This is a genomic window from Bacillus cereus group sp. BfR-BA-01349, assembly GCF_022663795.1.
GTDB lineage: Bacteria > Bacillota > Bacilli > Bacillales > Bacillaceae_G > Bacillus_A > Bacillus_A cereus.
Genome location: NZ_JAKUGE010000025.1, coordinates 36,848 through 53,450 on the forward strand (window position 1 = coordinate 36,848; position 16,603 = coordinate 53,450).

A 16,603-nucleotide genomic window follows, 5' to 3' on the forward strand; every position below is an offset into this window, starting at 1 on the left:
TAGGGGATAACAAAACTTTTAAGAAGGAAAGAGTGTTCTTAAAGCTTTTTTTGCATCTATTCCTTCAAAGATAAATAATACAAGCTCTCTCTTTTTTACGGTAAGGAAAAAGGATACTAATGTGCTTAAGTTTTTAATAGAAGTAAGTGTTCCGTGTTTACTTATAAATACATTCGTTTGAAATGTTGTCATTAAAGCATAAAAATGATGAATCTGAGTTATTGTAGGTGTTTCATTATAAGAAATAGTAGTAGAGTGAATGGCGTTCATCGTAATATTCCTTTCCATATAGTAAGCATAACAATATAAACATACCCGTTTTAAAAAGTGTTAAACATATAAATAAGAAAAAATATAATTATAGTTTTTTACGTTTAGAAAAGGTTAGGAAGGGTATACATATACTACAAAGAGATTAACTGAAGATGAATTGTAAGATGTCTATGTTTAGTAGATTAGTCTATCAAAATATACTTTTACTTTAAATAAAAAGGAGCCTGGTATACATGAATGAAATGATGATTGATATTACATTTGATTTAATTTACTTGTTAAGTAGTTCACTTGTAGTGCTTTTACTATTCGCTTTTTTCGTAAATGGTTATGTTAATAAGAAGATTAGTGTATACAGAAATGAAGAAAAATAAAGATACATTATATAAAACTTTAGGAGGTTAATAGTTATGAATGTAGATAGAAAAATAGTAGGTGTCTTTAGAACAATTGATGATGCGGCACTCGTTATTAATGAATTAAATGAAAAAGGATACTCAGCAGATAACATTTCAGCTATTGCAAAGGATCAAAAGGAAATTGAACACCTTGAAGAAAAATCCGGTGAAAAAGTTAAGAATGAAACTGCACATAAAGCAGATATCTTTTCAGCAACAGGGCTTGTAGCAGGAGGAGTAGCAGGCGGACTCGGTGGTTTATTAACAGGTCTTGGTGTACTTGCCGTATCTGGACTGGGCCCAATTGTAGCAGCAGGACCTATCGCGGCAGCTATTGGGGGGAGCCGGTATTGGCGGAGGAGCTGGAAGTTTAATAGGAGCATTTATCGGATTAGGAATCCCTGAAGAACATGCTAAGAAGTATGAAGAATACATTTACGATGGAAATATATTAATTTTAGTAGATGCAAAATTAGATGATAAGTTAGAAATCTATAAAATATTTGATAAGCATAATGCTTATAACTCTGATTTCTTTAAATAATATATACGTCACATATTTAAACATAATGAATATCGTTTTTGATCTTACAACTTTGGCACGGCCGAGGAGTCGTATGACTATGAGAGAGGAAGGGCTTATAGTAAAAGATCAAGTCCTATTATGATATTGAGAAGGGAAGAGGTGTCTATTCGTGATTGTAAAAATATTAAAGGATAGTAGTAATAGTTTCCTTTGTACGGTTCAAAATAAAAATGGAGAGAAGTATGTAAAGAAATGGTTTAGTAAACAGGAAAACAATGAAGAATTAGGGCGACCAACCTTTAAAGAAGTGGAAAAGGATTGGAAAGAAAATAGAAAATCGTTTATGTATCCTAACGTAAAAGCGCTTTATTAAATAATAGCCGTTTCATTCTTACAAAATTGTCACACTCCTGTAAGGTAATTCAATAGATTAGTTACTTTTTCCATGTCATAATAAAGACATAAGAAAGCTAATCAAAAATTATAATTTATAGGAGAGTGTCAGTCATGATTGTAACAACGACGTCTGGAATTCAAGGTAAAGAAATTATTGAGTATATCGATATTGTAAATGGTGAAGCTATTATGGGTGCAAATATTGTCCGCGATTTATTCGCTTCTGTTCGTGATGTTGTCGGTGGTCGTGCTGGTTCTTATGAAAGTAAGCTAAAAGAAGCTCGTGATATTGCGATGGACGAAATGAAAGAACTTGCAAAACAAAAAGGTGCGAACGCTGTCGTTGGTGTTGACGTAGATTACGAAGTTGTTCGTGATGGAATGTTAATGGTTGCTGTAAGTGGTACAGCTGTACGTATATAAGTAAATAAAAAACAGGCTCACCCCTTGAAGTTTATGCTTTGAGGGGATTTTTTTGTTTCATGATTAAAGTTAAAATGAAGAAGAGTTGATGGCGTATTATAAGTACAAAAAATAAGCAAAACGTTATTGTAAAAGATGCTAGGATTGGGGGTATTGCACGGGAATTTAGATACTAAGCAGACGCACCCGCTTATTTCGAATATAGTATATATCGTTTTCAAGGAGAAAAGTAAGAAATACAGCAATCTTTATATTTGTTTAACGAGAGTGTTAACTTTATGATAAATAAAAAAATTGTTATTTGAGGTAAGGGGAGAAATAATGGTATGAATAACGAGAGTGTATAGTTTATAGAAATAAACGATTGAGCATGTAAAGGGTTGTATTACATAAAATTTATAATGAATAGAGGCGGTTACATTATGTTTTGGTTAGGGTGTTTTTTAGGATATATTGTAGGTTCAGTTATTACATGTGCTCTACTTTACTATGGGTATAGATCCAATGAAAATAAAAAAGTGGATATACAAAAGAGGGAGGAGAGGAAAGTCAATAAAAAAGGTGTATAGGATGTGGAAGGTAAGGTGATAATGTTGATGCAACAATAAAGGACAGTACATATTTTATATGACGATTATGTACTGTTCCGCTTATTCTTTTTGGATTATGAAAAATTGTTGCCTGTCTTGCTATAAATTTCATAGGCGAAATAACCAAATAAATAGCCTATTCCAGACCCTAAACTAATGGAAAACAGTGAGAAATCTGGGGAAAACATACCGGAAATCAAACCAATCATACAGCCGACAAGCATTCCCATAGGTATGAAACTATCTAATAACAGTTGAGCTTTTTGAGATTTTTTCTTACCTAATTTTCCGTTCTTATATTTATGTTCCAATCTTTTAATTACAAATACTACAATTCCACCAACTATTACAACAGGCGCGATTGCCGTGATTAGCCACATGTGAAAATCTCCTTTCACCTTTTAATAGGATTATACCAGATACTTACAATTAGGTGTTCCTAAACGTACTATCTAGTCTATTTAAATGGCCAATCAAAAAGACTCCTTCAATTGTAGTCAGTAACCCGTCAAAAAAACTTTCCCTTTCGTTTTCTCCGCAGATTGCACAACATCAACCGCCGTTTTCACATCCGCTAAGTCATATGTAGAATGGACTTTCATAAAACGTAATTGCTCATTTTCTACTAGACGAATTAAGTGACGAAACGTCTCCTGCCATTTATATGCTGACACATTTTTATTCCAATGTCGTAAATGAAATATGTTTGCGTGTACTTTTGCTTTTGTGACAATCTCGGCCCAGTTCACTTGTATTCCTGATAGAAGACCGATCGTTAAAAAATGCCCGTTTGGACGTAAGGAAAAAGCTAATTCATTTCCATCCGGTCCTCCGATAGAATCAATCGCAGCATCCGCACCAATCCCGTTTGTTAATTCCATAACAGTTTCATAAAGCGGGGCAGTGGAAGTATCAATTACATATGCAGCACCAAGGCGCAGTAATTCTTCTGTATGCTTATTATTTCTTGTAACGGCAATTAATCGGAAATTTAAAATTTGGGATAACTGCGCAAATAGATGTCCAATAGCGGACCCACAAGCATTCACTAATAAAACGTCATTACGCTGTAAGTTTAACGTTTCTGTACAAGTAACCCACGCCGTAAGGGGATTAATATACATTTGTGCCGCTGTGAAATCATCAATGGAATCAGGAATAGGGACTACAAAATCAGCTGATGTCTTCACATATTCTTGCCAAGTACCTTCCCCGCGTAAAGGTAACACTCGTTTACCGATAAGCTCTCGAGAAACAAAAGCGCCAACATTTTCTACAATACCAACACCTTCATAGCCAGGTATGTTAGGTAAAGGAATTCTATGAGCGTACGCTCCTGTGATGGGAATTAAGTCAGATGGATTAATCGGTCTAACTAGCATACGGACGAAAACTTCATTATCTTTCAGTGGTTCTATATTTTTATATTCAACTTGTAATACGTCTTTTGGATTGCCAAACTTATGAAATTGAATGCATGTTCCAAGCAAAGTAATTTGCCCCCTTAGTTTGATTGGATTTATTATAGCATTTTTAGTTTGGGTGGTTACTTTGTTAGTGATAAATAGGGTTTTTAATTTACGTATTTATCAGAATTTTATAAAATGTGTATATAACTATAAAATGGGGGGATTTCTTCATGTGCACTAGTTTGACGTTACAAACTAAAAATTTCCAACATCTTTTTGCGAGAACAATGGATTTCACATTAGATATGAATCAGGAAGTAATAATCATTCCTCGGCGTTATCAGTGGAACAATATAACTGGTGAAACTATCCGAGCGAAAAAGGCTGTTGTCGGAATGGGAATTAATCATGAAGGAAGGGTCATTATGGCGGACGGAGTAAATGAAGCTGGTATGACGTGTGCCACTCTCTATTTCCCGGGATTCGCTACTTATAGTAACAGTATAGATAACCATAAAACGAATTTAGCGCCATTTGATTTTGTGGCTTGGAGCCTCACGCAATTTAATTCTGTTGAAGAGTTAAAAAAATCTGTTGATAACATTTCCCTTATAGATATACCATTACCAGTTTTAGGAATTACCCCACCGCTACATTGGATTTTAGCAGATAAATGGGGAGATTGTATTGTACTTGAGCCGACAACTGATGGACTAAAAATGTATGACAATCCATTAGGAGTGATGACTAATAGTCCGGAGTTTAATTGGCATTTACAAAATTTAAGACAATATATTGGACTTAAATCGCAGCCATTTGCGCCAACGGAGTGGGGAGATGTACCATTAAGTGCTTTTGGCCAAGGTTCAGGAACGATGGGACTTCCTGGAGATTTTACCCCGCCATCAAGATTTGTGCGGGCAGCATATGGCAAACAAAACATTCAAGGTATAGAGAACGAAGAAGAGGGGATATCGGCTATTTTTCATATCTTATCAAATTGTGAGGTCCCTAAAGGGGCAGTAATAACAGAAGACGGAACATTAGATAATACCATCTATACGAGTGCAATGTGTATGGAATCTGGAACATATTATTACCATACCTACGATTGTAGACAAATTATAGCTATTCATTTATTCCATGAAAATTTAGATACAGCTGAGATTAAAACTTATCCGTTTCAGCGGAAACAAAAAATATTTTATGAAAACTGAAGAGCCCCTGAAAAAGTGAAACTAATAAAAACACCTCCATTTAATTTGCATACTTAGTATGCGAATTTAGGAGGTGTTTTTTATCATTTACCAATATTCAGGTTTACTTCTTGCTATTCTATTAAGCCGAAGCCTTCTTCATTCTCTCAAGTAAACTAGACAACACATGCGTACGATAAGATTCTAGTTTTTTACCTTCATAAGTACGGATACCTAATTTTTTAAGTTCTTTTACATACCAACCTTTGCTTCCGAAATACATGTGATCGCTCCCCTTCAACTTTGTTTTTATTTATCCTGATTACATATGGAGGTACAGGAATTATAATGAAGGAAATGAATTTCGCACGAAAATGGTTAACTTTGTTGCAAAAGACATATATACTAAAGATAGTATACAACGAGGTGGACAAGACGTGATTATAGAGAAGCACGAAATTCAAATTGACCAAATTACTAGCAGTAAAGTGAATATCTTTACTTTCTATCGAAATAGAAAGCAAATTGATGATCATTTTTTACAATTGCAAGAACCATCGCTTACAGCAAACTACTTCTTCCATTTTCATTTTGATGCAGAGAGCTTGCATCTACTGCAGGAAGAGTTTCCAGGCGTATATCCGTACGACGGTAGTGAAACGATTCACGACTGGACGGAAAAGATGAAAGCAGAATTGCAACATCAGATCCAAACAGGTAAATGGAATAAACGCGTACGTATCGGTAATCGCATTCTAGATGTGGTGTTTACGTGGTGTGACGAAGATATAGTAGAGTGAAAAAGAAGCGGATGACGCTTCTTTTTTTAGCGCTGGAATAAAACGAGCTTACCTGCAGTAGATGTACAGCGATGTGTTTTTTCATACAATCCTTTTTCTTGTAAAATAGATTCACCTTTTGCTTTTGCTTCTTTTTCAGTTGCCGCCTCGAATGATTCGTCTAATGCTTTTGAACCATCTTTTTCAAAGACTGTTAGAACGTATACTCCCATGAAAATTCCCTCCAATAATTAAAATCAGAATCTTATAATTATTTTGGCATAAAATGCTACAATATGCAAAGAAATATATGACATTGCGTGGTAAAATAGAATGAAACTTTAATCATCGAGAATATTTTTATTCTCGATAATTATTAGTTTTCAGCGATTTTAATTTTGATAAAATGAAACTTTTGAAAGATAGAAAGGATCGTTATTTGTGAAACAAGTAAAGTTTATACATGCGGCTGATTTGCATTTGGATAGTCCGTTTAAAGGGATGGAGATGAATGTTGCGCAGTCTGTTTGGGAGAGAATGAAGCAAAGTACGTTTGAATCATTTGAGCGTATTGTTGATAAAGCGATTCAAGAGCGCGTTGATTTCGTATTACTAGCTGGGGATTTGTATGATGCGGAGACGAGAAGTTTGAGGGCGCAAGTGTTTGTGCGTGAGCAAATGAAGAGACTTTCGCAATACAATATCCCTGTTTTTATTATTCACGGTAACCATGATCATTTAGGGGGAAGCTGGGCAGCAATTGAGTTTCCGGAAAATGTTCATGTATTTACTGAGCCTTATGTAGAAGAGAAATCATTTTATAAAAATGGTGAGCTATTAGCTTCTATTTATGGTTTTAGTTATTTGCAGCAAGCGGTAACGGATAATATGACAGCGCAGTATACGAAAATGAGTGATGCGACTTTTCATATTGGTATGCTTCACGGAAGTGTGGAAGGAGATGCAGAGCATAACCGCTATGCACCGTTTCAAATTCGTGAGTTGAAAGAAAAACAGTTTGATTATTGGGCTCTTGGCCATATACATAAACGTGAAATTTTATCAGAAGAACCATACATTATTTATCCAGGGAACATACAAGGTCGTCATCGTAAGGAAACAGGCGAGAAGGGTGCGTACCTTATTGAACTTACGAAACAAGGAACGCAGTGTTCATTTTTCCATACGGCAGATGTTGTATGGGATGAAATCGAAGTTTGTATTGATGGACTTGAAACTGTTGATGAACTTATGACAAGCATATCTACTGCGATGAATGAATGCCGAAGAGAAGAGGAAGGTACGTTATTAACTGTCGTATTTACAGGACAAGGCCCACTTTCCCCTTATTTGCGCGACGAAAAGCGTGTGGAAGAGATTTTTCACATTTTAGCATCTGGAGAAGAGCGAAAAGACTTCGTATATGCGATGAAGTGGAAAAATGAGACGGTTTCTTTTGCGGAAATCGAACGTTTGAAAGCGGAAAATCATTTCGTCGGTAGTGTGCTAAAGGAGTTAGAAGCTTTCACTAATATGGACGGAGTATTGCGAACTATTTGGACATCTCCTGTAGCGCGTAATAGTATTGAATCTTTTACAGAAGAAGAGAAGAAAGAGATTCAGAAGGAAGCAGAAAATATTATTTTAGAACAATTATTCCAGCAAGAGAGGGATAAAAAATGAGAATTGAAAAACTCCATATTTATGGGTACGGAAAATTAGAAAATGTGGAAATGGATCTTTCCTTGCTGACAGTGTTATACGGTGAAAATGAAGCGGGGAAATCGACAATTCGCTCATTTATGAAAAGTATTTTATTCGGTTTTCCGACGAGAGGACAGCGCCGTTATGAGCCGAAAGAAGGCGGAAAATATGGCGGTGCGATCATTGTGCAAACGGAGCAGTACGGTCGTTTGAAAATTGAGCGATTGCCAAAGACGGCAGCTGGCGAGGTGATCGTTTATTTTGAAGACGGGAAAACGGGCGGAGAAGAAATTTTAAACGATATATTAAGCGGGATGAATGAAAGTTTATTTGAATCTGTCTTTTCATTTGATATGCATGGGCTTCAAAACATTCATCAGCTCGGCGAAGCGGATATTGGCAATTATTTATTTTCGGCAAGTGCAGTCGGAAGTGATGCGCTATTGCAGTTAGATAAAAAGCTAGAAAAAGAAATGGACCAGCGCTTCAAGCCGAGTGGTCGTAAACCAGAAATTAACGTGTCATTGCAAGAGATGAAGAAACTTGAAGAGAAGATGAAAGAGTGGCAAGGGAAAATCGGCACGTATGAAAAACAAGTGGAGCAGTTAAAAGAAAGTGAAGAGAAGCTTGCTTCTGTTCGCGGGGAAAAAGAGAGTGCAGAAAAACGAAAGCAAGATTATGAAATATTAGCAGCGCTTGAGCCACTCGTTATTGAAAAACGTGCGCATGAGAAAGTGTTAGAGAACGAGAGCGGGCAGTTTCCTGTAAACGGAATGGCGCGTTATGAAGGAATTAAAGCGAAGATGGAGCCGCTCCAATTACAAGTTGATTCGCTCTATAAAAAAATTGAGAATGTGCAATCGGAAATAGAATCAATTCAAATAGATGAGGATTTTTTACAAAAAGAAAGTTATGTAGAAGAACTTCGTATGCAGCATATGTCTTACGAAAATGCACGCCAAGAAATGCGTGATATGACAGGAAGTATTACGAATATAAAAGAAGAAATCGCAGAACTAGAACAACAAATTGGTGCTACTTTTGAAAAGGAAACAGTTCTGTCGTTTGATATGAGTTTGGCAACGAAAGAGTTAATTACGCAAACAGTGCAAAAGGCGCGTGAATTAGAAACGCAAAAAGCACAGCTTGATGATCGTTTTAAAGTAGCGCAAGAGCAATTAGAAGAACAAGAAGAAAATATAAGACAGATTAAGAAACAAATGTTAGTGGATGAAGAGAGAAATGTGTTAGTTGAGAAAGAGAAATCATTCCAAGATGCGGCGTTTATCGGTATGGGCGCAGAGAGAATGAAGCGTAAGTATGAGGAAAAAGCAGGAGCAGCTAAGCAAAAGAAAAAGCAGTGGCAAAGAGTTTGTCTTCTGTTACTTCTTATTAACACGCTTGTTTTATTCACAAGCTTATTTATAGATAACCGAGCGCTCTTATTTATTAGTGTCATTGTTTTTGTAGGGATTGTTCTCGCCCTTGTTTTATATAAAGATCCATCAAGTGGATTACAAGAAGAGTTCCTTACACTTCAGCAAAGTGCTGGCGGGAGACAAAGTGAAGAAGCGATGTCTGTTCGTTATCAGTTAGAAAAAGATGAAGAGGTTCGGAAGTTATTTGAGCGCGAGTCGTATAAGTTACAGCAGTTGGAACGAGCGTATGATAAAGTCGTTTCATCGTATGAGGAATGGGAGAGAGAAAAGTTCCAGGCGGGAGAACAAGTCGATGTGTATAAAGTGCGCTATATGTTCCCTGAATTTTATACGTATGCACACATATTGCCGGCGTTTGAGCGTATGGGAAAAATGCAGCAATTATATCGCGAGTTAGAGAAACAAAGTGAGCGGAAATCTTCATTATATGAAATGATTTCGCAATTTGAACATAAACTAGAAACTGTTATCGGTAGTGCGGAGTATAGTAAGCTGCACGAGGCGCAAATCCGTATGCAAAATGAGAAAGAAAAGCGCCAAACTTGTAAGCAGTTAAAAGAGAAGCTTGTGGAATGGCAAGAAGAATATGAGTTCATGCAAGAGCAATTAAAACAACTGTTAGTAGAACGAGATAGTTTATGGCATATCGCACATTCTACAGATGAAGAGATGTTTTTAAAAGCAGGTAAACTGGCAGAAAAACGTGAAGATGCTGCGCAGCAAGTCGGGCGTTTATTACCGCAAATTGATCTGTTAGAACAGCGTTTAACGAGTTTATCATTAGCTGAACATTATGAAGCTGACGGTTATGAAGAGAAATTAAAGAGAGAAATGACAGTCGTGCAAAATTGTCTGGCGCAAGAGAAAGAATTGACAGAGCGTATTGCGAAACATCGTATGGAAATTGCGAATTTAGAAGAAGGTAGTACGTACGGCGATTTAATGCATGAATGGGAAATGAAAAAAGCGCAAGTGCGTGAACAAGTGAAGAAGTGGGCTGCTTATGCGGCCGCAAAGACAGTGTTAACGAAAACGAAGCACTATTATCATGAAGTTCATCTTCCTCGTATTTTACAAAAATCAGAAGAGTATTTCGTCTATTTAACAGGCGGACGCTATAGTAAAATCTTTTCACCGTCAGAGGCAGAACCGTTTATCGTTGAACGTAACGACGGTATGCGTTTTTACAGTCATGAACTAAGCCAAGCGACAGCGGAGCAGTTATATTTATCGCTGAGATTTGCACTCGCGAAAACATTCGAACATGATTATCCATTTATTATTGATGATAGTTTCGTGCATTTTGATGCGGTAAGGACGAATCGAACGATTGAACTTATAAAGGAAATTGCAAAGGATAGACAAGTCATATTCTTTACATGTCATGCGCATTTACTCGCGTATTTTACAGAAAAACAGATTATAAAATTAACACATATGCGTAAAGAAAATGAGTTGTAGTGTGCTATACTAAAAGTAACTGATTTGGTGGAGGAATTCGAATGAAAAAGAAAATTGCAGAATATGAAGTTGGTGAACAAGTCGATATTTTCTTGTTAATTAAAACAGCGACAAAAGGTATCGCAAGCAATGGAAAGCCATTTTTAACAGTAATCTTACAAGATCCAAGTGGAGACATTGAAGCGAAGCTATGGGACGTATCACCAGAAGTTGAGAAACAATATGTAGCGGAAACAATCGTGAAAGTAGCTGGTGATATTTTAAACTACAAAGGACGTATTCAATTACGTGTGAAACAAATTCGTGTTGCGAATGAAAATGAAGTAACAGATATCTCAGACTTCGTAGAAAAAGCACCAGTGAAAAAAGAAGATATGGTTGAGAAAATTACGCAATACATATTTGAAATGAGAAACCCGAACATTCAGCGTCTAACAAGACATTTATTAAATAAGCATCAAAACGAATTTTTAGACTATCCAGCAGCGACAAAGAACCATCACGAGTTCGTATCTGGACTAGCTTATCACGTCGTATCAATGCTTGATTTAGCGAAAGCTATCTCAAATCTATATCCATCGTTAGATAAAGACTTACTATATGCAGGCGTTATTTTACATGACCTTGGTAAAGTAATCGAACTATCTGGCCCAATTTCTACAACGTATACGTTAGAAGGAAATTTACTAGGCCACATTTCTATTATGGTGAACGAAATTGGTAAAGCAGCAGACGAATTGCAAATCGATGCAGAAGAAGTATTGATTCTTCAACACATCGTTCTTTCTCACCACGGAAAAGCAGAATGGGGTAGCCCAAAACCACCATTAGTAAAAGAAGCAGAAATTCTGCATTACATCGATAACTTAGATGCAAAAATGAACATGATGGACCGTGCATTAGGACGCACAAAACCAGGCGAGTACACAGAGCGTGTCTTTGCTCTTGATAATCGTTCATTCTATAAGCCGACGTTCCATAATTAATAGTGTGAATAAAGTGGCCTCATTAAGTGTTAATACGCTTAGTGAGGCTGTTGTATAATGATAATAAAGTTATTGAATTTTGATTATTAAAAAGCTAAGAGCCTTACTACATTCTACGTAGCAAGGCTCTTTAAAGTTGTTTCAAATTACATCCATCTGTTCGTTCAAGTGTAACTATTCGCAATTATTTGATATTATACAGGTGAATAGAAAGATACATTAAAATTTAGTTTCGTAGTTGTAAAAGGAGGTTATTTATATTATTCTCTTATAATTTTTCCAAAAAGGAGAGTTTATGAAAAAGATTATTGTTTTTGTATTAACGATATTTATATTATTCTCAGGATTTGCAACACAAAGTTATGCGTTGTCAGATTCGCAATCTGCGGCAATACAAGCGTTGCTAGATGATGCCTGTCGTATATCAGGTGTGCCGGGAATGTCAATCTCAATACTTGCTGATGATGAAGTGTTCTACTTTTCTTCAGGGTATGCAGACCGTGAAAAGGGGTTGTCTGCAAGTGAAAATACACTCTATGAGTTAGCCTCGGTCAGTAAAGCTTTTACCGGTATGGGTATTATGCTATTGGAAGAGCAAGGGCTGCTTTCAATGACTGACCCTGTCCAAAAATATTTACCTTGGTTTACATTAAAGTATCAAGGGAAACCTGTTGATATGCAAAGTCTTACACTAAATAACTTTCTTCACCATACCAGTGGTCTAACAAATATTAGGCATCTTCAAAATATTCCACAAGGCAATACACCGGATATGTTGCAAAAGACTGTGGAAATGCTCGTGGATGCTGAATTGGCGTTCCCTCCCGGTGAACAGTATAACTATGGAACCGTTAATTATGACGTATTGGGTTTGGTTATTGAGATTGTGTCGCGACAAAGCTATGAAGACTTTATGAAGGAACAGGTATTTCAACCGTTAGGTCTTCACCAGACGTATGTTTATAAAGAAGCTGCTCAAGCTACTGGACAGTTGGCACAGGGCTACCGTTCTTCCTTTTTTATGACAACTCCATTTAAAGCTCCGGATTATGCTGGGAATAAACCCGCAGGCTACATCATTTCTAATACAAAAGATATGGCTCGTTGGATGGGCATACAGATGGGTATCGTGCAGGACATACCCGAAATATTTCACACGGTTATCGAAAAATCACATAGGGGTGATATGTCTGTTTCGGCTGTCAACGGTATGTATTATGCGGCAGGTTGGTCCGTAAATGCCGATCAAACGATTATAGAACACACTGGGGGCAATCCAAATTTCAGAACCGAAGTAGTCATACTGCCAAATGAACGAACAGCCGTCTCCTTGCTGAGCAACGGCACAAATACCAATACAAACATGGTACTAAAAGTTAAAGATATATTAGAAGGCAATCTAACTCAGTCATATGAAATAAGCGGCACACAGCTTTTGGATATCATTTTGTCGTCTATCACAATTATTTTTTGCCTATTGGCCGTTTTGCTATTTCTCTTAGGATTACGCAGAAGGAGAACGAATGAGCGACAGCCAATGACAAAAAAGAGAATAACCGTAACAGTTATTTTCCTGATCGCTACGATTGCTCTGGGTATACTGTGCTGCGCTTTCGATTGGTCAACAATACTTATGTGGCAAACATATAGTGTTCTTACAGCTTTGATTTCGTCAGCATTATTAACAGCAAGCATTACATGGTTTGTATACACTCACCGATAAAATACCTCGCTCCTAAGATAAGCATAATGTTAAGTCATTAAATTTCAATTTATCCCGCTTTAATGGGCAGTAAGACCCCTAACTCAAAATTCAGCGAAAGCAAAGAATTTAGGTGGGGGTCGGGCTGCCCATAAAAGTCCGATTGGTGAGGGCTGATAATCAGTGGGGGGGAAGAAAACCCCCACTGATTAAAGTTTCACTTTATTAAAAATGAAATAAAATAGTTAAGAAGTTCGCATGGGTGTAACGAAGAACTAATAAAACATATCTTGCCACTAGAATGGGGGCATATCAACTTTTAAATTGAGTACCGCCAGCATTTCAGAAAAAATATGTTAAGCAAAAAATACAATAAGCTGTCCATATGGGCAGCTTATTGTTATTCTACATTGTTCTTAAATAAACGTAATATTTGTTGAGCATCTGTATCCCTTATTATGTAATGTTCTAGATTTTTTTGTTCTTCATGATCTTGACGAGCAATTACAACTTTTTTATCCTCTAGCCAAATTAAATATGTTTCATTGGAACCATCTTGGTAATTTACATTCATTTGATAATCAATATTTGCTTTGGCCTCATCATCTAGCAAAAGAGGAATAACTCTTTCTCGATCCTTATCTATTCCTGTATGTTCCATGGATTTAATAATTTGATCAAACTCTAGATTTATAACTGCTTTTTTATTTTTTACCTTAGCGGATATAAGCTCAATTTTCTTTATTTCCTTTCCTTGAAAGAAAATAGGTTTATGATTTTCCTCTTGTTGTATTGAGGCAGTTTTTCCTTTTGGTTGTTCAGTAGTAGATGTACTACCAGTGTTTGTCTCAGTCGAACAAGCGGATAGATATAGGAATAATGATAAGGTCAGTAATGATATATTTTTATTCATAAATTAACCCCTTTCTTTTATGGATAATATTCCTTTTCACCATGTAATAAACCTTTTTAAAGGGGAGAAGTTGTCTACTCTTCGTATGAATACTTTATCCCGCGATAATGGACAGTAAAACCCCCACTGATTATTAGCCTTCACTTTATCATTCTCCAGTTCAAAATGTTATCCAATAAAAAAATATCTCGAATTTGAGATAAATTACTTGCTTTTTAATCACTTGAGTTGTAAAGTGATAGTAACGAAAGCGATTGAGTCATATGAAAAACATACACTCAGTTGTTTTCGAGTTAAAAACGAAAGTAACTTATGCAGTAAAAACTAAGATGAATTTACAAAAACATAATGAGAATAAATTGAACAGCTAAAAAAACATATTATTTTTTTATCATCACTTGACTAGTAAAATGAAGTGGAGGAATTACAAATGTATAAAATTAAAGGGCATCATCACATTTCAATGGTTACGAAAAATACAAATGAAAATAATCACTTTTATAAAAATGTACTTGGATTACGTCGTGTGAAAATGACAGTAAACCAAGATGATCCGTCAATGTATCATTTATTTTACGGAGATAAAACAGGAAGTCCGGGTACAGAGTTATCATTTTTTGAAATTCCTTTAGTAGGAAGAACATATCGCGGTACAAATGCGATTACTCGAATTGGATTACTCGTTCCTTCAGAGGAAAGCTTACATTACTGGAAAGAACGATTTGAGAAATTTGATGTGAAACATAGTGAGATGACAACATATGCAAATCGTCCTGCTTTACAATTTGAGGATGCTGAAGGTCTTCGCTTAGTACTACTCGTTTCAAACGGAGAAAAAGTAGAGCACTGGGAAACTTGGGAGAAATCAGAAGTTCCTGCAAAGCATCAAATTCAAGGAATGGGTTCTGTGGAAATGACAGTTCGTAGACTTGATAAAATGGCGAGTACACTTACAGAGATGTTTGGTTATACAGAGGTTAGCCGAAGCGAAGAGGAAGCAATTTTTCAGTCCATTAAAGGAGAGGCTTTTGGAGAAATCGTTGTGAAATATTTAGATGGTCCTACTGAAAAACCAGGCCGCGGTAGCATCCACCATTTAGCAATTCGCGTGAAAAACGATGCAGAGCTTGCCTATTGGGAAGAACAAGTGAAACAAAGAGGCTTCCATTCTTCAGGAATCATTGACCGTTTCTACTTTAAAAGCTTATATTTCCGTGAATCAAACGGAATCCTATTTGAAATTGCGACAGATGGACCAGGGTTTACAGTTGATGGAGATGTAGAACATTTAGGAGAAAAACTTGATTTACCACCGTTCTTAGAAAATCAGCGTGCAGAGATTGAAGCGAATTTAGCACCTATTGAAGAGAAGTAATAGAAGAAAATATACAACTTTAACATATAAATGAAACCCATTGGAGGAATATAAAATGAACCAATTAAAAGGAATTCACCACGTTACAGCGATTACAAGTAGTGCAGAAAAAAACTATGAGTTTTTCACTCACGTTTTAGGAATGCGTTTAGTTAAGAAAACAGTAAACCAAGATGACATTCAAACGTATCATTTATTCTTTGCAGATGATAAAGGTAGTGCAGGAACAGATATGACATTCTTTGACTTCCCAGGTGTTCCGAAAGGTGTACACGGTACAAATGAAATTTCAAAAACTTCATTCCGTGTTCCGACTGATGCAGCATTAGCATATTGGGTGAAACGCTTTGACCGTCTTGAAGTAGAACATACAGGAATTAAAGAGCAATTTGGTAAGAAAACTCTTTCTTTCGTTGACTTTGATGACCAACAATATCAATTAATTTCAGATGAGCTTGATAACGGTATAGAATCAGGTACACCATGGCAAAACGGACCAGTTCCATTAGAATATGCAATTACTGGTTTAGGGCCTGTATTCATCCGTATTGCAAACTTTAGTTTCTTCAAAGAAGTGTTAGAGAAAGTTCTATTATTTAAAGAGGTTGCGCAAGAAGGAGAATTCTATTTATTTGAAGTGAATAAAGGTGGAAACGGTGCTTCTGTCATTGTAGAACATAATACGGTTCTTCCAGAAGCACGACAAGGTTTTGGTACGGTTCACCATGCTGCATTCCGCGTAGAAGATCGCGCTGTATTAGAAGAATGGATTGAGAGAATCAGTAGCGTTGGACTTCCTTCATCTGGTTATGTAGACCGTCATTTCTTTGAATCATTATACGCAAGAGTTGCACCACAAATCTTATTTGAATTTGCAACAGACGGCCCAGGATTTATGGGAGATGAGCCATACGAAACACTTGGCGAAAAATTATCTTTACCTCTATTCCTAGAGCCAAAACGTGAAGAAATTGAAAAATTAGTTCGTCCAATTGATACAGTGAGAAGTACGAAGGAATTTATTAAAGAGTAA

Annotated in this window: 17 protein-coding genes and 1 pseudogene; 12 read left to right on the top strand and 6 right to left on the bottom strand. The window is 36.3% G+C overall.

Translation table 11 applies throughout. The features are described from left to right. Positions 1-18: 18 nt before the first annotated feature. The gene (locus MR169_RS15270) at positions 19-270 is read right to left on the bottom strand and encodes a hypothetical protein (protein WP_000991358.1); all 252 of its coding nucleotides are present in this window, start codon (positions 268-270) and stop codon (positions 19-21) included. 236 nt (positions 271-506) lie between these two features. On the opposite strand from MR169_RS15270, the gene MR169_RS15275 reads away from it, so the two are divergent. From MR169_RS15275 to MR169_RS15290, 4 genes and pseudogenes are all read left to right on the top strand, one after another. Next, positions 507-647: a hypothetical protein gene (locus MR169_RS15275; RefSeq protein ID WP_001004567.1), complete on the top strand. Its 141-nt coding sequence runs from the start codon at positions 507-509 to the stop codon at positions 645-647. A gap of 36 nt (positions 648-683) precedes the next feature. Continuing rightward, positions 684-1,215, top strand: a pseudogene (locus MR169_RS15280) (general stress protein). Positions 1,216-1,366: 151 nt separating this feature from the next. Continuing rightward, positions 1,367-1,570 (top strand): DUF4028 family protein, encoded by a 204-nt coding sequence (locus tag MR169_RS15285; protein ID WP_000635857.1) that lies wholly within the window; start codon positions 1,367-1,369, stop codon positions 1,568-1,570. Between the two features lie 134 nt (positions 1,571-1,704). After that, positions 1,705-2,016, top strand: coding sequence for a YbjQ family protein (locus tag MR169_RS15290; protein WP_000637512.1), 312 nt, complete (start codon positions 1,705-1,707; stop codon positions 2,014-2,016). Between the two features lie 664 nt (positions 2,017-2,680). On the opposite strand, the gene MR169_RS15295 is transcribed toward MR169_RS15290, so the two are convergent. Then, positions 2,681-2,986 (bottom strand): hypothetical protein, encoded by a 306-nt coding sequence (locus MR169_RS15295; RefSeq protein WP_000266269.1) that lies wholly within the window; start codon positions 2,984-2,986, stop codon positions 2,681-2,683. A 117-nt stretch (positions 2,987-3,103) separates the two neighbouring features. Next, entirely contained in the window at positions 3,104-4,096 is a 993-nt protein-coding gene (locus tag MR169_RS15300; protein ID WP_000901746.1) for a zinc-dependent alcohol dehydrogenase family protein, read from the bottom strand. A 149-nt stretch (positions 4,097-4,245) separates the two neighbouring features. Here MR169_RS15300 and MR169_RS15305 point away from each other — a divergent pair, with 149 nt between their 5' ends. Further along, positions 4,246-5,232, top strand: coding sequence for a choloylglycine hydrolase family protein (locus MR169_RS15305; RefSeq protein WP_000337592.1), 987 nt, complete (start codon positions 4,246-4,248; stop codon positions 5,230-5,232). Between the two features lie 121 nt (positions 5,233-5,353). Here MR169_RS15305 and MR169_RS15310 read toward each other — a convergent pair whose 3' ends face one another. After that, positions 5,354-5,494, bottom strand: coding sequence for a YflJ family protein (locus tag MR169_RS15310; RefSeq protein WP_000273536.1), 141 nt, complete (start codon positions 5,492-5,494; stop codon positions 5,354-5,356). A 154-nt stretch (positions 5,495-5,648) separates the two neighbouring features. Between MR169_RS15310 and MR169_RS15315 the strand changes: the two genes are divergently transcribed. Then, positions 5,649-6,011 (top strand): hypothetical protein, encoded by a 363-nt coding sequence (locus tag MR169_RS15315; protein ID WP_242319625.1) that lies wholly within the window; start codon positions 5,649-5,651, stop codon positions 6,009-6,011. 26 nt (positions 6,012-6,037) lie between these two features. Here the strand turns inward: MR169_RS15315 and MR169_RS15320 are convergent, their stop codons facing one another. Beyond that, entirely contained in the window at positions 6,038-6,223 is a 186-nt protein-coding gene (locus MR169_RS15320; RefSeq protein WP_000539552.1) for a YhzD family protein, read from the bottom strand. Between the two features lie 208 nt (positions 6,224-6,431). Here MR169_RS15320 and MR169_RS15325 point away from each other — a divergent pair, with 208 nt between their 5' ends. The 4 genes from MR169_RS15325 to MR169_RS15340 all read left to right on the top strand — a co-directional run bounded on the left by MR169_RS15325 (position 6,432) and on the right by MR169_RS15340 (position 13,303). Next, the gene (locus MR169_RS15325) at positions 6,432-7,673 is read left to right on the top strand and encodes a metallophosphoesterase family protein (RefSeq protein ID WP_000815710.1); all 1,242 of its coding nucleotides are present in this window, start codon (positions 6,432-6,434) and stop codon (positions 7,671-7,673) included. Beyond that, positions 7,670-10,594 (top strand): ATP-binding protein, encoded by a 2,925-nt coding sequence (locus tag MR169_RS15330; RefSeq protein WP_001217595.1) that lies wholly within the window; start codon positions 7,670-7,672, stop codon positions 10,592-10,594. The genes MR169_RS15325 and MR169_RS15330 overlap by 4 nt, the downstream gene beginning before the upstream one ends. Positions 10,595-10,635: 41 nt before the next feature. Then, entirely contained in the window at positions 10,636-11,580 is a 945-nt protein-coding gene (gene yhaM / locus MR169_RS15335; protein WP_000726639.1) for a 3'-5' exoribonuclease YhaM, read from the top strand. Positions 11,581-11,875: 295 nt separating this feature from the next. Then, the gene (locus tag MR169_RS15340; RefSeq protein ID WP_000720973.1) at positions 11,876-13,303 is read left to right on the top strand and encodes a serine hydrolase domain-containing protein; all 1,428 of its coding nucleotides are present in this window, start codon (positions 11,876-11,878) and stop codon (positions 13,301-13,303) included. A 379-nt stretch (positions 13,304-13,682) separates the two neighbouring features. On the opposite strand, the gene MR169_RS15345 is transcribed toward MR169_RS15340, so the two are convergent. Continuing rightward, complete coding sequence (locus MR169_RS15345; RefSeq protein WP_001038846.1) at positions 13,683-14,195, bottom strand: hypothetical protein; 513 nt, start codon at positions 14,193-14,195, stop codon at positions 13,683-13,685. Between the two features lie 430 nt (positions 14,196-14,625). On the opposite strand from MR169_RS15345, the gene MR169_RS15350 reads away from it, so the two are divergent. Continuing rightward, positions 14,626-15,570 carry a ring-cleaving dioxygenase gene (locus MR169_RS15350; protein ID WP_000276688.1) on the top strand — a complete coding sequence of 315 codons (945 nt, stop codon included), beginning with the start codon at positions 14,626-14,628 and terminating at the stop codon, positions 15,568-15,570. Positions 15,571-15,625: 55 nt separating this feature from the next. Further along, positions 15,626-16,603 (top strand): ring-cleaving dioxygenase, encoded by a 978-nt coding sequence (locus MR169_RS15355; protein ID WP_242319626.1) that lies wholly within the window; start codon positions 15,626-15,628, stop codon positions 16,601-16,603.